This is a genomic window from Burkholderia sp. Bp8963 (assembly GCF_003854275.1).
In the GTDB taxonomy this organism is placed as follows: domain Bacteria; phylum Pseudomonadota; class Gammaproteobacteria; order Burkholderiales; family Burkholderiaceae; genus Burkholderia.
In genome coordinates, this window is the sequence record NZ_QTQP01000055.1 from 1 (window position 1) to 14,751 (window position 14,751).

General features: G+C 67.1%; 15 protein-coding genes and 1 pseudogene. 9 read left to right on the top strand and 7 right to left on the bottom strand.

Going from position 1 to position 14,751, the window contains the following annotated elements:
* Positions 1 to 378: 378 nt before the first annotated feature.
* Positions 379 to 567 (bottom strand): annotated as a pseudogene (locus DID96_RS31025) (transposase); the annotation flags it as partial.
* A 249-nt stretch (positions 568 to 816) separates the two neighbouring features.
* Here DID96_RS31025 and DID96_RS31030 point away from each other — a divergent pair.
* On the top strand, positions 817 to 2,184 hold the full coding sequence (locus DID96_RS31030; RefSeq protein WP_124603045.1) for an MmgE/PrpD family protein: 1,368 nt from the start codon (positions 817 to 819) through the stop codon (positions 2,182 to 2,184).
* Positions 2,181 to 3,512: an LLM class flavin-dependent oxidoreductase gene (locus DID96_RS31035; RefSeq protein WP_124603046.1), complete on the top strand. Its 1,332-nt coding sequence runs from the start codon at positions 2,181 to 2,183 to the stop codon at positions 3,510 to 3,512. Before DID96_RS31030 ends, DID96_RS31035 begins: the two co-directional genes overlap by 4 nt.
* Position 3,513: 1 nt before the next feature.
* Here DID96_RS31035 and DID96_RS31040 read toward each other — a convergent pair whose 3' ends face one another.
* Genes DID96_RS31040 through DID96_RS31055 form a run of 4 tightly spaced genes read right to left on the bottom strand, consistent with a single transcriptional unit; the run spans position 3,514 to position 6,688 of the window.
* Positions 3,514 to 4,353 (bottom strand): amino acid ABC transporter ATP-binding protein, encoded by an 840-nt coding sequence (locus tag DID96_RS31040; protein ID WP_124603047.1) that lies wholly within the window; start codon positions 4,351 to 4,353, stop codon positions 3,514 to 3,516.
* Positions 4,340 to 5,125 (bottom strand): amino acid ABC transporter permease, encoded by a 786-nt coding sequence (locus tag DID96_RS31045; protein WP_124603048.1) that lies wholly within the window; start codon positions 5,123 to 5,125, stop codon positions 4,340 to 4,342. The genes DID96_RS31040 and DID96_RS31045 overlap by 14 nt, the downstream gene beginning before the upstream one ends.
* Positions 5,115 to 5,849, bottom strand: a complete 735-nt coding sequence (locus DID96_RS31050; RefSeq protein WP_124603049.1) for an amino acid ABC transporter permease — start codon at positions 5,847 to 5,849, stop codon at positions 5,115 to 5,117. The genes DID96_RS31045 and DID96_RS31050 overlap by 11 nt, the downstream gene beginning before the upstream one ends.
* Entirely contained in the window at positions 5,846 to 6,688 is an 843-nt protein-coding gene (locus DID96_RS31055) for a transporter substrate-binding domain-containing protein (protein ID WP_124603050.1), read from the bottom strand. Before DID96_RS31055 ends, DID96_RS31050 begins: the two co-directional genes overlap by 4 nt.
* Before the next feature lie 196 nt (positions 6,689 to 6,884).
* On the opposite strand from DID96_RS31055, the gene DID96_RS38125 reads away from it, so the two are divergent.
* The 3 genes from DID96_RS38125 (at position 6,885) to DID96_RS31070 (ending at position 8,487) form a co-directional block, all read left to right on the top strand.
* Complete coding sequence (locus tag DID96_RS38125) at positions 6,885 to 7,154, top strand: hypothetical protein (RefSeq protein ID WP_148094523.1); 270 nt, start codon at positions 6,885 to 6,887, stop codon at positions 7,152 to 7,154.
* Positions 7,155 to 7,249: 95 nt separating this feature from the next.
* On the top strand, positions 7,250 to 7,555 hold the full coding sequence (locus DID96_RS31065; protein ID WP_260464062.1) for a hypothetical protein: 306 nt from the start codon (positions 7,250 to 7,252) through the stop codon (positions 7,553 to 7,555).
* A 14-nt stretch (positions 7,556 to 7,569) separates the two neighbouring features.
* A complete protein-coding gene (locus DID96_RS31070; protein WP_124603051.1) occupies positions 7,570 to 8,487 on the top strand; it encodes an AEC family transporter in 918 nt (305 codons plus the stop codon).
* Here DID96_RS31070 and DID96_RS31075 read toward each other — a convergent pair.
* Positions 8,450 to 9,457, bottom strand: a complete 1,008-nt coding sequence (locus tag DID96_RS31075; RefSeq protein ID WP_260464063.1) for an LLM class flavin-dependent oxidoreductase — start codon at positions 9,455 to 9,457, stop codon at positions 8,450 to 8,452. The two genes, DID96_RS31070 and DID96_RS31075, sit on opposite strands and share 38 nt — an antisense overlap.
* A gap of 4 nt (positions 9,458 to 9,461) precedes the next feature.
* The gene (locus DID96_RS38500) at positions 9,462 to 9,626 is read right to left on the bottom strand and encodes a hypothetical protein (protein WP_185732424.1); all 165 of its coding nucleotides are present in this window, start codon (positions 9,624 to 9,626) and stop codon (positions 9,462 to 9,464) included.
* Positions 9,627 to 9,738: 112 nt separating this feature from the next.
* Between DID96_RS38500 and DID96_RS31080 the strand changes: the two genes are divergently transcribed.
* Genes DID96_RS31080 through DID96_RS31095 form a run of 4 tightly spaced genes read left to right on the top strand, consistent with a single transcriptional unit; the run spans position 9,739 to position 14,738 of the window.
* Positions 9,739 to 11,049, top strand: a complete 1,311-nt coding sequence (locus DID96_RS31080) for an NtaA/DmoA family FMN-dependent monooxygenase (protein ID WP_124603052.1) — start codon at positions 9,739 to 9,741, stop codon at positions 11,047 to 11,049.
* A gap of 49 nt (positions 11,050 to 11,098) precedes the next feature.
* Entirely contained in the window at positions 11,099 to 12,145 is a 1,047-nt protein-coding gene (locus DID96_RS31085; RefSeq protein ID WP_124603053.1) for an aldo/keto reductase, read from the top strand.
* Positions 12,142 to 13,359, top strand: a complete 1,218-nt coding sequence (locus DID96_RS31090; protein WP_124603054.1) for an acyl-CoA dehydrogenase family protein — start codon at positions 12,142 to 12,144, stop codon at positions 13,357 to 13,359. The genes DID96_RS31085 and DID96_RS31090 overlap by 4 nt, the downstream gene beginning before the upstream one ends.
* An 11-nt stretch (positions 13,360 to 13,370) precedes the next feature.
* Positions 13,371 to 14,738, top strand: a complete 1,368-nt coding sequence (locus tag DID96_RS31095; protein WP_124603055.1) for an LLM class flavin-dependent oxidoreductase — start codon at positions 13,371 to 13,373, stop codon at positions 14,736 to 14,738.
* The last annotated feature ends 13 nt before the right edge of the window (positions 14,739 to 14,751 follow it).

Here is a 14,751-nt window from a genome sequence, read left to right on the forward strand (position 1 = left end):
CAATATGCGCATCTCTTCAAGCGTGTTGTGAGCCAGGCTCCGGCCGTCTCGTTTCATGAGCGATCCTGTCAATAGCTGTCGCTCAAGCATAGACCATTTGTCCGCTAAATTTCTGACCTATGAGTAACAGCTCTCGTCGGAGAGAGGCGTCGCGGCCTTTGGTTGCTGCCTGGGCCATCTGCGGCTGCGCGCTCCCGCGTGTCAGAACGCCACAGTGGGGGGCGACTTAGGAGATATCCTGTAGCGAACTTGCCCTAAGTCCCTTTGCCTGCGTGACATCGCAGCCGATATTAGATTGCCGCCGCGCTAAATGTGGGTAGGATGGTGGGTAGGAAGCCATCTGCGATTGAGGGAGTCTTACCTGGCGGGCCTGTGCAAGCGGTGGTTGGATTTGGCTGCCTTCCACCAGCGCGCTTCCGATACCTCCATGCCACGGAACTTCGCGCGCCACGTGTAGAACGACGCGTCACTGACGCCGTGCTTCCTACACAGCGCCGTCACCGGCGTGCCGGCCTCGGCTTTCTTCAGAAACCCGATAATTTGCTCTTCCGTAAAACGCTTCTTCATGTTCGTCTTCTTCTCCGAAAACGGACTTTATAGGTTCCGGCTGGCCCTGTTTTCCGGGGGGCAGGTCATGGGAGCGAAGTCACCTACCTCCGCTCAAGCAACGCCGAATACGCGATATAGAAAGCTCGAATACTTGGTTGGGCACGCAAGGATGCTTCGCTACTATCCAACGCTCCCATCCGAGCAGGAACCGGAAGGTTCCCGGCTGCGCCGCCCGTTGCGGCATTTCGCGACTTTCCAACTGCTGACATGTCTTCCCACTTGATTCCCGACGGCGCGGCCGACGGCGTCACGCGCCGGCTGGCCGCTGCGATCGCGTGCTCTGAGCCCGCGCACGATCCGTCCGCCATCGCCACCGCGCGGCGTGGCCTGCTCGACTTCCTTGCCGCCGCGTTCGCCGGCGCTCGCGACAACGGTTACCGCAAGCTGCTGGCGGTGTGCGGTCGCGATTCGGACGGCGCAGCAGCGGTGATCGGCAGTGCGACACCGGCGTCGCCGCAACATGCCGCGCTGCTCAACGGCTATGCAGGCCACGCGCTCGACTACGACGACGTGCACAGCAGCGTGCGCGGCCATCCGGGCACAGTGCTGCTGCCGGCGCTGCTCGCGCTCGCGCAGGTGCGCGCACGCAGCGCGCTCGAACTGCTCAACGCATACGTCGTCGGCGTCGAGACGATGGCGCGGGTCGGTCTCGCGCTCGGCAGCCACCACTACGAACTCGGCTTCCACAACACCGCGACGCTCGGCACGCTCGGCGCGGCCGCCGCCGCGGCGCGTCTGCTCGGGCTCGATGCAGCGACCACCGAAAATGCGCTCGGCGTCGCCGCGACGCAATCGGCCGGGCTGCGGCTGCAGTTCGGCAGCGAGGTCAAGCCGTTGCACGCGGGCCTTGCGGCGCGCGCGGGGCTGTTCGCCGCCGAACTCGCCGAGGCAGGACTGGCCGGTGCGCCGGGCGCGCTCGACGGCCCGGAAGGATTCTTTGCCGTGTTCGGCGGCGGCGCGGCGCAGCCGCCGCGCGTGCTGGCCGACTGGGGGGCGCCGTGGCAGATCGTGTCGCCCGGCCTGTACTTCAAGCCGTGGCCGTGCTGCACGGCAACCCATTACGCGGTGCAGGCCGCGCTCGATCTGCGCGCTCGCCACCGCATCGCGCCGGCGGACATCGATGGCATCGCGGTCACCTTCCCGCCAGGCGGCGACACGCCGCTGTCGAACCGACTGCCGGCAACCGGCCTCGAAGCGCGATTCAGCGTGGAGTACGCGGTGGCCGCCGCACTGACGGACGGGCCGCCCGGTGTCGCGACGTTCGCCGACGTGCCCGTGCGCGACGACCTGATCGCGCTCGCCGCACGCGTGACGCGGCGCCACGATGCCACGGCGCCGCGCGCATCGACCGATCCCGCGACGCGCTTCTCGGTCGTCGAGATCGCGCTGCGCGACGGCGGCACGCTGCGGCAGCGCACCGAACGCCTCGTCGGCGCCGGCGACCTTGCCGCAAAGTTCTTCGACGCGACCGCCCACGATCCCGCGCTCGCGTTCGTGCCGGAACTGGTCGACAAGATGCGAAGCACGGCCGATCTTGCCCGGCTTTTCCACACCTTTACGTCGCTTCAATCATGAGCATCGATCACAGCACACCTTCGCGCCGACAGATGCGCCTCGGGTTGTTCCTCCAGGGCGCAGGACACCACGTTGCCGGCTGGCGTCACCCCGATGCCGAATCCGGCAGCGAGAACTTCGATCTGCTGCGCCGCGTCGTGCAGACCGCCGAGCGCGCGAAGTTCGACATGGTCTTCCTGGCCGACGGCTTGACGAGCGGCCCCGACGCGCATCCGTCGATGGCGATGCGCTTCGAGCCGCTGAGCCTGCTGTCGGCGCTCGCGATGCATACCCGGCACATCGGCCTTGCGGCGACCGCGTCGACGACGTACAGCGAGCCCTACCACATCGCGCGCGTGTTCGCATCGCTCGACCACCTGAGCGGCGGGCGCGCCGCATGGAACGTCGTGACGACTTCATACGATCGCACCGCCGCGAATTTCACGCGTGGCAATCATCCGGATCACGCGCAGCGCTACGAGATGGCCGGCGAATTCGTCGATGTCGTGAAGGGGCTGTGGGACAGCTGGGACGACGACGCGGTCGTCAGGGACAAGGCGCGCGGCGTGTATTTCGACCCGGCGAAGGTGCACGCGCTCAATCACGCTGGACGCTTCTTCAATGTGAGGGGGCCGCTCAACGCGTCGCGACCGCCACAGGGCTATCCGGTCGTGATTCAGGCCGGCTCGTCGGGGCCCGGCCAGGATCTTGCCGCGCGCACCGCGGAAGTCGTGTTCACCGCGCAGCAGACGCTTGAGGAAGCGCAGGCCTTCTATCGCGACCTTAAGGGGCGGCTTGCGGCATACGGCCGCACTGGTGACGCACTTGCCGTGATGCCGGGCGTATTTCCGGTGATCGGCCGCACCGAGCAGGAGGCCAAGGACAAGTATGCACAGCTCCAGCAATGGACAGATACGTCGGGCGCGCTGACGCTGCTGTCCGATCGTCTCGGCCACGACGTGTCGAAGTATCCGCTCGACGGCCCGCTGCCCGACCTGCCCGAATCCGATCAGTTGAAGAGCCGCGCGAAGCTGCTTACCGATCTCGCGCGCCGCGAGAACCTCACGCTGCGCGAACTCTACTATCTCGTCGCCGGCGCGCGCGGGCACCGGATCGTGTGGGGCACGCCGACGCAGGTCGCAGACGCGCTGGAGGAGTGGTTCGATGGTGGCGCCGCAGACGGCTTCAACATCATGCCGCCATATTTCCCGGGCGGGCTCGACGATTTCGTCGAGCATGTCGTGCCGGAGCTGCAGCGTCGCGGCCTGTTCCGTACCGAATACGAAGGCACGACGCTGCGCGACCATCTCGGGCTCGCGCGCCCGGCGAGCCGCTACGTGGCACGCTGAGTCAGACCGCGAAGCGCGTCAGGTCGAGTGCGACCGGTGCGCTGTCGCGGCTCACGGGCGCATTGCCGGCCGGGCCGAGCGCATGCGCGAGGAATGCGCGCGTGCGCGGGCTTTGCGGCGCGCGGAACAATTGCGCGGCCGGCCCGTGCTCGACGATCACACCCGCCTCGGTGAAGTAGACGACATCGCTGATCTCCTCGGCGAACCGCATCTCGTGCGTGACGAGTACGCAGGTCATGCCGTCGCGCACGAGATCGCGAATCACCGACAGCACGTCGCCGACGGTTTCCGGATCGAGCGCGGACGTCACCTCGTCGAACAGGATCAGTTCGGGCTGCATCGCGAGCGCGCGGGCGATCGCGACGCGCTGCTGCTGGCCGCCCGACAGCTCACCGGGGTATGCGTGCGCCTTGTCCGCGAGGCGCACGCGTTCGAGCAGCGCGTGCGCGGTGCGCACCGCATCGGTGCGATCGCGGCCGAGAATCCGGACCGGGGCGACGACGAGGTTGTCAATCACGCTCAGGTGCGGAAACAGGTTGTATTGCTGGAACACGAAGCCGACGCGCTTGCGCAGCGCGATTTCGTCGCGCTCCGATGCGATCCGCTCGACGCGCGTGCCGTCGACGTCGATCAGGCCGCGCTGCGGCCGCAACAGCCCCGTGATGCAACGCAGGATCGTCGATTTGCCGGAGCCGGACGGACCGATGATGGACACGGCCTGGCCACGGTGCACGTCGAGATCGATGCCGCGCAGCACGGGCGTCGTGCCGTAGGACAGATGCACGTCGCGCAGGCGGACGAGCGGCTCGTCCGCGCCGCGCGGAGTTTCAGTGGAATGCATGACGTCTTTCGAGAAGGCGGGTGAAACGGGCGATTGGGTAGCAGTACGCGAAAAACAGGCCGAGTACCGTGAAATAGACGACGACGGTGAAGTCGGCGCGCGCGACGGTGTTGCTCGCGACCTGCGCGGTGTCGAGCAGGTCGTGCACGCCGACGAGCGAGGCGAGCGCGGTGGCCATCGTGATGCTCGCGTACAGATTCATCCACGGCGGAAGCATGCGGCGCACGCATTGCGGCAGGATGATCCAGCGGAACACCTGCACGCGGCTGAACGCGAGCGAGCGTGCGGCGTCCCACTGCGCATGCGGAATCGACTGGATCGCGCCGCGGAAGATTTCCGCGAAGTTCGCGCTCGCGGGCAGCGCGAGGCCGAGCGTCACCTTGAACCAGTCCGGAAACGGCAGCGACGCATGGCCGAACCTGATTTCGAACGGGAATACGTAAGTCGAAAAATAGATCAGCACGAGAAGCGGCGCGTTGCGGAACAGCTGCACGTACGCACGCGCCGCGACGCGTGCGATGCCGAACCGCGACAGCGTCAGCGGACCGAGCACGAGGCCGGCGAGCGTGCCTATTGCGATCGCGATCGCGCTGATGCCGATGTTGACCAGCATCGCCTTGCCGAGCGTCGGCAGCCACGTGGCGAGCGCGACGAGGGTCGGGTGACGGCGACCCGCAACGGCCAGAGCGACGACGGCCAGCGCGGCCAGTGTTGCCGCGACAGCGCTCCATCGCACCAGGCGCGCGGGCTGCGCGTGCATGTCAATGGCCATAGCCGGGTATCCTCAGGCGGTGTTCCAGCCAACGTCCCGCGACGTTGACCGTGAACGTGAGCGCGCCGAAGAAGAGCAGGATCAGGATCATCAACTCGAGCACATTGTCGCGCTGCGTCCAGATCATGATCGACGCATAGGTGACGTCGCCGACGGCGATCGCCGAGGCGACCGTCGTCATCTTCACGAGGTCGACCAGGTTGTTGACGAGCGCGGGCAGCGCGAAGCGCACCGCGAGCGGAAGCTGCACGTGCCAGAGCCGCTGGCGGCGGCTGTAGCCGAGCGACTGCGCGGCTTCAAGCGTTGCGCGCGGCACCGCTTCGAGGCCGGCGCGCAGCGCTTCCGCATGGAACGCGCCCTTGTGCAGCGAGATCACGATTACGCTCCAGATGAACGGCGTCAGCGGATTGCCGCCCAAATCGCGCAGTGCGGCGCTGATCAGCATGTTGACGACGAGGAATGCGCAGAACAATTGCACGAGCGTCGGTGTGTTGCGGGTGACCTCGACGAATGCGCGCGCAGGGCGCGCGAGCGCTGCGCTCGGCGACACCAGCAACGCGGCGAGCACGACGCCGCAGGCGAGGCTGCCGAGCGCAGTCGCGACCGACAATTCGAGCGTCACGCCCATCCCGTGCACGAACGAGGCGCGCTCGTCCGCGGCGAGCACGAAGCCGTAGTCGAGGCCGAGCTTGCGGAGCGCATCGACGGCGTCGGCCGCCGTCATGTGCGCTGCGCCTTGAGCTTCGCGTGCAGGTCGAGCACGGCTTGCGACGGCGTCATTCCGTTCTTGCGCTCGACGTCGAGCAGCCAGCCGCTGCGATGCCAGTCCTGGACGATCCGGTCGAGCGCGCTCTGCGTATCGGTCTCGCCCTTGCGGACCCAGATCACCGCCGGCGACGGAATCAGATCGGTCGGCAGCGGCGTCGCATAGTCCTGCCAGTCCGGGTTGCGCTCGACCAGCATGCGCAGCGTCGGCGCGACGTGCACGGCGGCCACGCAGTTGTTGCCGCGCAGTGCGAGCAGCGATTCGGGCTGGCCGCGGAACGCCTTCACCTGCGCACCGTATTCCGTCGCGAGCGGTTTCGTATAGTTGCTGCCTTGCGACACGCAAACGGGCTTGCCGTGCACGTCGGCCCAGGACTTGATGCCGCTGTCCTTGCGCGTGATCAGCGCACCGCCGATGGATTCGAACGGCGTCGGCGCATACGACAGTATCTGCGCGCGCTCCGTCGTCAGCTCCATGTTGGCGATCAGCGCGTCGACCTTGCCCTGCTGCAGGAATTGCACGCGGTTCGACGGCTGCACAGGTGTCAGCTCGGCGTCCACACCGAGCCGTTTCGCGACGTCGTTCGCCAGATCGACGTTGAAGCCGACCGGTTTTTGCGTTGCGGGATCGAGCGAGCCGAACGGCGGGCCCGACAGGATCACGCCGATCGTGATCTTGTGACGTTGATGGATGCGATCGAGCGTGCTGTCCGCGCGAGCGACACCGGACAAAGCGGAAAGGAGGGCGGCGAGGAACAGCGCGTGGCCCGACGTAGTGCGAAACGATCTGCTGAACATAGGAAAGAGGGACGTTGTGTGAGCGAAGCGGGGCGGCGCATCGCGCCCGGTTGTCGGAACCCTGTATTTTCGGGATGTGGAACGCATCCAAGAACCAAGAAATTCTCATACCGTTATCTGGTCCTCAGATTTACGCAGAGGAACACGACGCTCGCACGGCCGGAATGGCGATGTGGCGGAGGGCTTCCGCCAGCGTATGCTGCAACAACCTTCGCGAATCCATTATCCGGCCGCGCCCACCACCACCGGGCCGGCTGAAGCGGGGCGTGCGGTCGGCGATCGCGCCATCCTCCGACCATCCGCCCAACGGTTTTCTAAATCACCTTTGGTTCTAGAGTTCGCACTTTTTATTCTTTATCGTAATTTCGTGGTTCTGTCATATTTTCGTGCACCGAATTCATCGGACGAGAAAAATGTCAAAGACCACCATCATCGCGACGATCGGGCCGGCGTCGAATACCACTGAAACGCTGCTCGCGCTGCACCGTGCGGGGATGACCGTCGCGCGCCTAAACGGTTCGCACGGTTCACTCGACTGGCATCGTACACGGACTCACCAACATGGGTGGCGCGTTGCTCGCCGTCTATGCGGCCAGCCGATACGACGACAAGCACGCGATGCGTGCGGCGATCTCGCGCTACTACCTGCTGTTCGGCACGATCCAGCTCGGCACGCTGGCGCTGCTGCGCCCGGCTGCACTTGATGTGCGCGGCGCAGTGATGGCGCCGATCGCGGTCGCCATCTACTTTGCGGTCGGCAACGTGCTGTTCGCGCGGGCCGGTGCGCCGTTGTACGAGCGTGCAATGACCGCGTTCATCGGCGTCTATGGCGCGGTCGTGCTGGCGAAGACGCTGGTCTTCGCGTGACGGGAGCCCAACCGATGCAGAACGTCCTGACCGCGCTGGTTCCGATTTTCGTGCTGATCCTGGCGGGATTCGTGCTGCGGCAGCGCCGGCTGCTGCCGGACGAATTCTGGCTACCATGTGAAACGCTGAACTACTACTACATGTTTCCCGCGCTGATGTTCAGCCAGGTCGCGAAAGCGAATTTGACGCAGTTTCCGGTCCGGCCGATCGCGGTCGCGATCCTCGGCGCGGTGGCGGCAAGCGCGGCGCTGCTGTACGTGTGGCGCGCGTGGAGCCGGCAGCCCGGGACGGTGTTCTCGTCGGTGATCCAGGGCGCGTTGCGGCCCAATACGTATGTGGGCGTTGCCGCCGCGGCAGCGTTGTACGGCAGCGTCGGTCTCACGCTCACGTCGATCAGCATAGCGGTCGCGATTCCGCTGCTGAACGTCGCGTCGATCATCATCCTGATGCAGCATGGCCGTGGTGGCGCGCCGTCGGCGCGGCAGATCGGCGGCGCGCTGCTGAGGAACCCGGTCATCATGTCGGTCGTGCTTGGCGCCGCGTTCAATCTCGGCGGGCTGCGTTTGCCGGGCGTGGTGGCAAGCGTGCTGTCGATTCTCGGCGCGGCGTCGCTGCCGCTCGGCCTGCTCGCGGTGGGCGCAGGCCTCGACGTGAAGGCCGCGAAGGCGGCACGCGGCCCGGTGTTCCAGTCGTCGGTGATCAAGTTGCTGCTCGTGCCGCTGCTGACCTTCTGGATCGGTTTCAGCCTCGGCATCCGCGGCCCGGCGCTGACGACGATCGTCCTGTTCAATGCGTTGCCGTGCACGCCGTCCGCCTACATCATGGCGAAGCTGCTCGGCGGCGATCATCGTTTGTCTGCCGGCATCATTACGGTTCAGACGGCGCTCGCAGCCGTCACGATGCCGCTGGTGCTGCTCGTGTTCCACGGTTGAACCGGTTTGCGCCCGCTTCGGACGGCGCGAATCTGCTCGCGAGAAGCCGGATCGACTCGATCCGCTGCGCGGCGTGCGCGAGCGGGTTGTCGATGACGAATTCGTCCACGCCGTAGCGGCGCTGCAGATCGGCGAGCGACGCATGCACCGTGTCGGGCGTGCCGTGCACGATGAATGTGTCGCGCGGTTCGATCCGGTGCGCGCCGCCGCCCGACTGGCGCACGAACGTGTCGGCCTGCACGAGGCTGCCGACCGTGACCGGTTGCCCGTCGCCGACCTGCACGCGATAGCGCTGGAAGCCTTCGGCCAGTCGCGCGGCTTCGCTCGCGGAGCCGGCGACGACGACCGACACCGCGAGCAGCGGTGCACGGCCGCCGGACGCCGTGCGGTAATGATCGAGCGCGCGCGCGATTTCGGCGGACGCGCCGTTGATATGTGCCGCGTAGACGAAGTCCCAGCCGAGATGCGCGGCCAATGCCGCGCTGTCCGTGCTCGCGCCGAGCAGGAAACGCGGCGGCGCGGCCGGCGGCAGCGGCGTCGCGCGCAGCTCGGCGCCGAACGCGTCTCCTTCGTCGGCGCCGGCCGGCGCGGCGTCCCGTTCGTTCAGGTGGCGATCGAGTTCCGCCGCGAGCGCGGCGAAGTCCGGCTTGTGCGCGGCGCCGCGCGACTGCTGCAGCGCGTGCGTCGACAGCGGCAGCACACCCGGCGCCTTGCCGATACCGAGATCGACGCGTCCGGGCGCGAGCGACGCGAGCAGGTTGAAGTTCTCGGCAACCTTGTCGGGGGTGTCTCCGGGGGAAAGCGGACTCTTGTCCAGCAGGCTCAATGCGTAGTCACGCATCCGGGAATCGAAAACGGCAGCGGTGGCGGTTCGGCTTCGGCGAATGCGCGGGCCGCAACGGCTGCGTTTCGTGAAGCGATCATCTGATTGGTTGTCCGAGATTATTTTCGTCATGCCGCGGGTGGTCAAACAATCAAGTCGAATAAGCAAAGCCGAAAATATTTGTACTGTCTGCCCTGTGTGTTCCTGCCAATGCCGATAGACTTTTTGAAACGGCGAGCGAGCCAAATCTTCCGGTATTTTCGTGAGAATGACCTGTCAGCACGCTGCTCCTCCATTTGAATTCTGCTGCTTCCATCCGCTATCCACAATCATTCGTATAACTGAATGGAAATCCTGAAAATGAATCCGATCGCCGTGATTGACCGATGCGTTGCGCCGTCGCCGGCCGCTGGTCACCGGGGGCCCGCATGAGCGCGGCGGGCCGCAGGCGGCTGAAGACGCTGGTGGGCGCAGGCAGCGTGCTGTACGCCGACGGTGACACCGATGCGCGCCGCGGCGTGACACGCGCGGCCGACCTCGCACGCAAGGCAGAACGCGCAAAAATCACCGGGCTGTTCACCGCCGATCTGCTGCAGGCGGACCCCGACGGCCTGTCCGGCGGCACGGGCAGCCAGGAGCCGATCGTCGCGCTTGCCGCGCTCAGCCAGGCAACTTCCGATATCGGCCTTGTCGCGACCGTGTCGACGACCTACCACCATCCGTACAATCTGGCGCGCCTGATTGGCACCCTCGATCACGTGAGCGGCGGGCGTGCCGCGTGGAATGCGGTGACATCGTCCGTCGGCGAGGAGAACTTCGGCGATTCGGCGCTGCCGGATCCGGCGCGCCGCTATGCGCGCGCGACGGAATTCGTCGAGGTCGTTCATGCGCTGTTCGACGCGAACGACGCGTCGGCCGCGCGGCGCACCGCGAGCGGCGGAGTCGCGGTCGATCCGCAGAAGCTGCACCGCATCGACTATCGCGGCGAGCACTTCCGCGTGCAGGGGCCGCTCAACGTGCCGCCATCGCCGCAACGCCGTCCCGTGCAGTTCCAGGCCGGACAGTCGCGCGAAGGCGTCACGCTCGGCGCGCGCCATGCGGAAGTCGTCTACACGTCGCAGCCGACGCTCGACGCCGCCGGCGCGTTCGTCGCCGAGCTGCACCGGCAGGCGCGCGCCTTCGGCCGCGCCGGGCGCCTGCCGCTCGTGATGAACTCGTTTCACTCGGTGATCGGCGAATCGGATGCCGACGTGCGCCGGCGCCTCGTGGAAAAGCACGAGCGGATCGATTTCGGAAAGGGCCGACTGAAGCTCGCGGACATGCTCGGCGGCGGCATCGAGCTCGGCGGCCTGCCGCTCGATCAGCCGCTGCCCACGAGTCTGCTGCCCGACATCGACAGCGTGAATCGCCGGCGCGGCCGGGTTGAGATCTTCGTCCGCTATGCGCAGCAGGGGCTGACGTTGCGCGAGCTGATCGTCCAGGCGCAGGAGACCGGCCACTGGTTCGTCGCCGGCACGCCGGAGCAACTCGCGGACGCGATCGAGGCGCGTTACCGGGCGGGCTGGGTCGACATCCTGTCGCTGCATGGGCTCGGGCAGCCGGATCAGGAGGACCTGCTGCTCAACGGGCTCCTGCCGGAGCTGCGCAAGCGGCAACTGATCGACACCGACTATCGCGGCGGCGACTTCCGCTCGAATCTCGAGCTGCCGGCGTGGCAGCGGGAAACCGAGCCGGCATGAGCAGCATCGCGCGATCATCGTTACTCTCACTCACCTGCGGAACAGGAACATGGAATATCGGCAACTTGGACGGAACGGCATCAAGGTGTCGGCACTGACGCTCGGTACGATGATGTTCGGCGGTCCGACTTCGGAAGGCGACGCGCGGCGCATCATCGACAAGGCATTCGAGCAGGGCGTGAATTCGATCGATACCGCGGACGTCTATGCGGGCGGCGAGTCGGAGCGAATCGTCGGTCGCGCGATCGCGTCCCGTCGCGACGGCTGGGTGCTCGCGACCAAGTTCGCGAATTCGCAGGGCGCGGGCCCGAACGACCGCGGCGCGTCGCGCAAGCACATCGTGCAGGCGGTCGAGGCAAGCCTCAAGCGCCTGAACACCGACTACATCGATCTGCTGTACCTGCATCGCGAGGATCACGAGACGCCGGTCGAGGAAACCGTGCGCGCGCTGAACGACCTGATCCGCGCGGGCAAGTTGCGCTATTACGGGCTGTCGAATCACCGCGCGTGGCGGATCGCGGAGTTCAGCCACGTCGCGCAGGCGCTCGGCGTCGACGGCCCTGCCGCGAGCCAGCCACTCTACAACATCGCAAACCGGCAGGCCGAAGCGGAGCAACTGACCGCCGCGCATCGCTACGGGCTCGGCGTGATTTCCTACAGCCCGCTCGCGCGCGGCGTGCTGACCGGCAAGTACGAACCGGGCGCGGCGCCGTCGGACGACACGCGCGCCGGCCGCAATGACCGGCGCTTGCTGGAAACCGAATGGCGGCCGGAGACGATCCGTCTCGCACGGCGCGTCCAGGAGCATGCACACGCGCGCGGCGTGCCGGCCAGCCGGTTCGCGCTCGCGTGGGTGCTGAACAGCACGTACGTCGCATCGACGATCGCCGGGCCGCGCACCGAAGCGCAGTGGGACGACTATCTGCCGGCGCTCGACTACCGGCTCGATGCCGATGACGAGGCGTTCGTCGACGCGCTCGTGGCGACCGGGCACTCGTCGACGCCCGGCTTCAACGATCCGGGCCATCCGTTCTTCGGCCGCGTGCCGCGCAACGGGGGCACGCAAACCGACATCCGCACAGGACACCGCGAATGAACGCCCCGCACGTCTTCGACGCGCACGACCGCCTGCGCGACGCGCTTGCCGCGCTGCCGGAGCTTGCCGCCGCGATCGGCGTGGACGCCGCGCAGCGCGAGGCGCGGCGCGAATTGCCGTTCGAAGGCTTCCAGCTGTTTCGACGCTCGGCGCTCGGCATACTGCGCATCCCGGCCGCACAAGGCGGCCTCGGCGGCACGCTCGTCGACCTGTTCGACGTGATCGCGACGCTCGCCGCCGCGGATTCCAATCTCGCGCATGCGCTGCGTATCCACTACGACCAGACCGAGGTTCTGCGTCTGTCGCCGCGCTCGCCGTTCAACGACCTGCAGATCGAACGTGCACGCACCGGCGCGATCTTCGGCGGTGCTTCGACCGAGCGCGGCACGTCGCGCCCCGGCGAGAATACGACCGTGCTGCGCAAGGATGGCGCGCACTATCGCGTGAGCGGCCGCAAGTACTACTCGACTGGCACCGCGTTCGCCGATTACGCCCGCATCAACGTGCAGGACGAAGCGGGCGCGTTCATTTCGGCAATCATCCCGGTCGAACGCGAAGGCCTGCAGGTCGTCGACGACTGGGACGGAATGGGCCAGCGGATGACGGCGAGCGGCAGCCTGTTGCTCGACCACGTGCAGGTGTTCGCCGACGAAATCGCACATCGCGACGGCACGACGCTCGTCGGCCGGCATACCGGCGCGCTGCGCCAGCTGCATCTCGTCGCGGTCGGCGCGGGGATCGTGCGCAACGTCGTGGCCGACGCCCGGCACTATGTGCTGCGGCATGCGCGTGCTGCGCTGCACAGCCCGGCGCCGTCGGCACGCGAGGATCTGCTGGTTCAGCAGGTGGTCGGCGATCTGTCCGCGCACAGCCATGCGATCGATGCGCTGGTGCGCGAAAACGCGCGCACGCTCGACCGCTCGGCGGACGCAATTCTCGCGGACGCCCCGGACGCGGAGGCGCTCGTGCTTGACGGCGCGCTCGCGACCGCGCGAACCCAGCTCATCGTCAGCAAGCTCGCGCTGCATGCGGCGGAGCGGCTGTTCGAGGTCGGCGGCGCATCGGCGACGTCGCGCCTGCACAACCTCGATCGCCACTGGCGCAACCTGCGTACGATCTTCAGCCACAACCCGCTGCTGCACAAGGCGCGGGTCGTCGGCGACTACGAGCTGAACGGCGTGACCACCCACCTGACCGAAGGGCGGGTTTTCTGACATCGACCACCATGACGACACGTACCGGGCAGTTGCATCTTGGCGCGTTCCTCTATCCGACGGGCCATCACATCGTCGCGTGGCGGCATCCCGACGCGCAGGCGGACGCCGGCGTCAACTTCCGCCATTTCGCACAGCTTGCGCGGGCGGCGGAAGCCGCGAAGTTCGACCTCGTGTTCCTCGCGGACGGCGTCGGCACGCGCGGTGACGACGTCGATTTCCTGAGCCGCACCGCGCACAGCTACGTCGCGCAGTTCGAGCCGCTGACGCTGCTGTCGGCGCTCGCGGCCGTGACCGAGCGGATCGGCCTTGTCGGCACCGCGTCGACCAGCTTCAACGAGCCGTTCCATATCGCGCGCAAGTTCGCGTCGCTCGACCATCTGAGCGACGGCCGCGCGGGCTGGAACCTCGTCACGTCGTCGAGTGTGCACGAGGCGCGCAACTTCAACCGCGACGTGCATTTCGAGCACGGCGAGCGCTATGCGCGCGCCGAGGAGTTCGCCGACGTCGTGCGCGGGCTGTGGGATAGCTGGGACGACGACGCGTTCGTGCGCGACAAGGCCGCCGGCCGCTTCTTTGATCCGGACAAGCGCCACGTGCTCGACCATCGGGGCCGTTTCTTCCAGGTACGCGGGCCGCTGAACGTCGCGCGCTCGCCACAAGGGCATCCGGTCGTGGTGCAGGCGGGCTCGTCGCACGCCGGCACGCGGCTCGCGGCGCGCACCGCCGAGGTGATCTTCACTGCACAGCAGACGCTCGACGACGCGGTCGCGTTCTACGCAGACGTGAAAGGGCAGCTCGATGCGTTCGGCCGCGATCCGGACGAGCTGAAGATCATGCCCGGCGTGTTTCCGATCGTCGGCCGCACCGAGAGCGAGGCGAACGAGAAGTTCGACGCGCTGCAATCGCTGATCGATCCGAAGGTCGGGCTCGCACTCGTGTCTGGGCTGACGGGCGGCTTCGACCTGTCCGCATATCCGCTCGACGGACCGATTCCGCCGTTGCCGGAGACGAACGCGAGCAAGAGCCGTCAGCAGCTGACGCTCGAACTCGCGCGCCGCGAGAACCTGACGATCCGTCAGCTTTACCTGCGTATCGCCGGCGCGCGTGGCCACTGGCAGATCGTCGGCACGCCGGAGCAGATCGTCGACCAGCTCGAGGAGCGGTTCGTGCACTACGGCGCGGACGGCTTCAACGTGATGGCGCCAACCTTGCCCGGCGGGCTCGACGACTTCATCGCGCTGGTGTTGCCCGAGTTGCGCCGACGCGGGCTGTTCCGCGACGAATACGCGGGCCGCACGCTGCGCGACCATCTAGGCTTGCGGCGGCCGGCCCGGCGCCTGCCTGCGGCCCGTCAGGCGCCGGCTGCCGCCGCCTGACGAAGCGCATCGC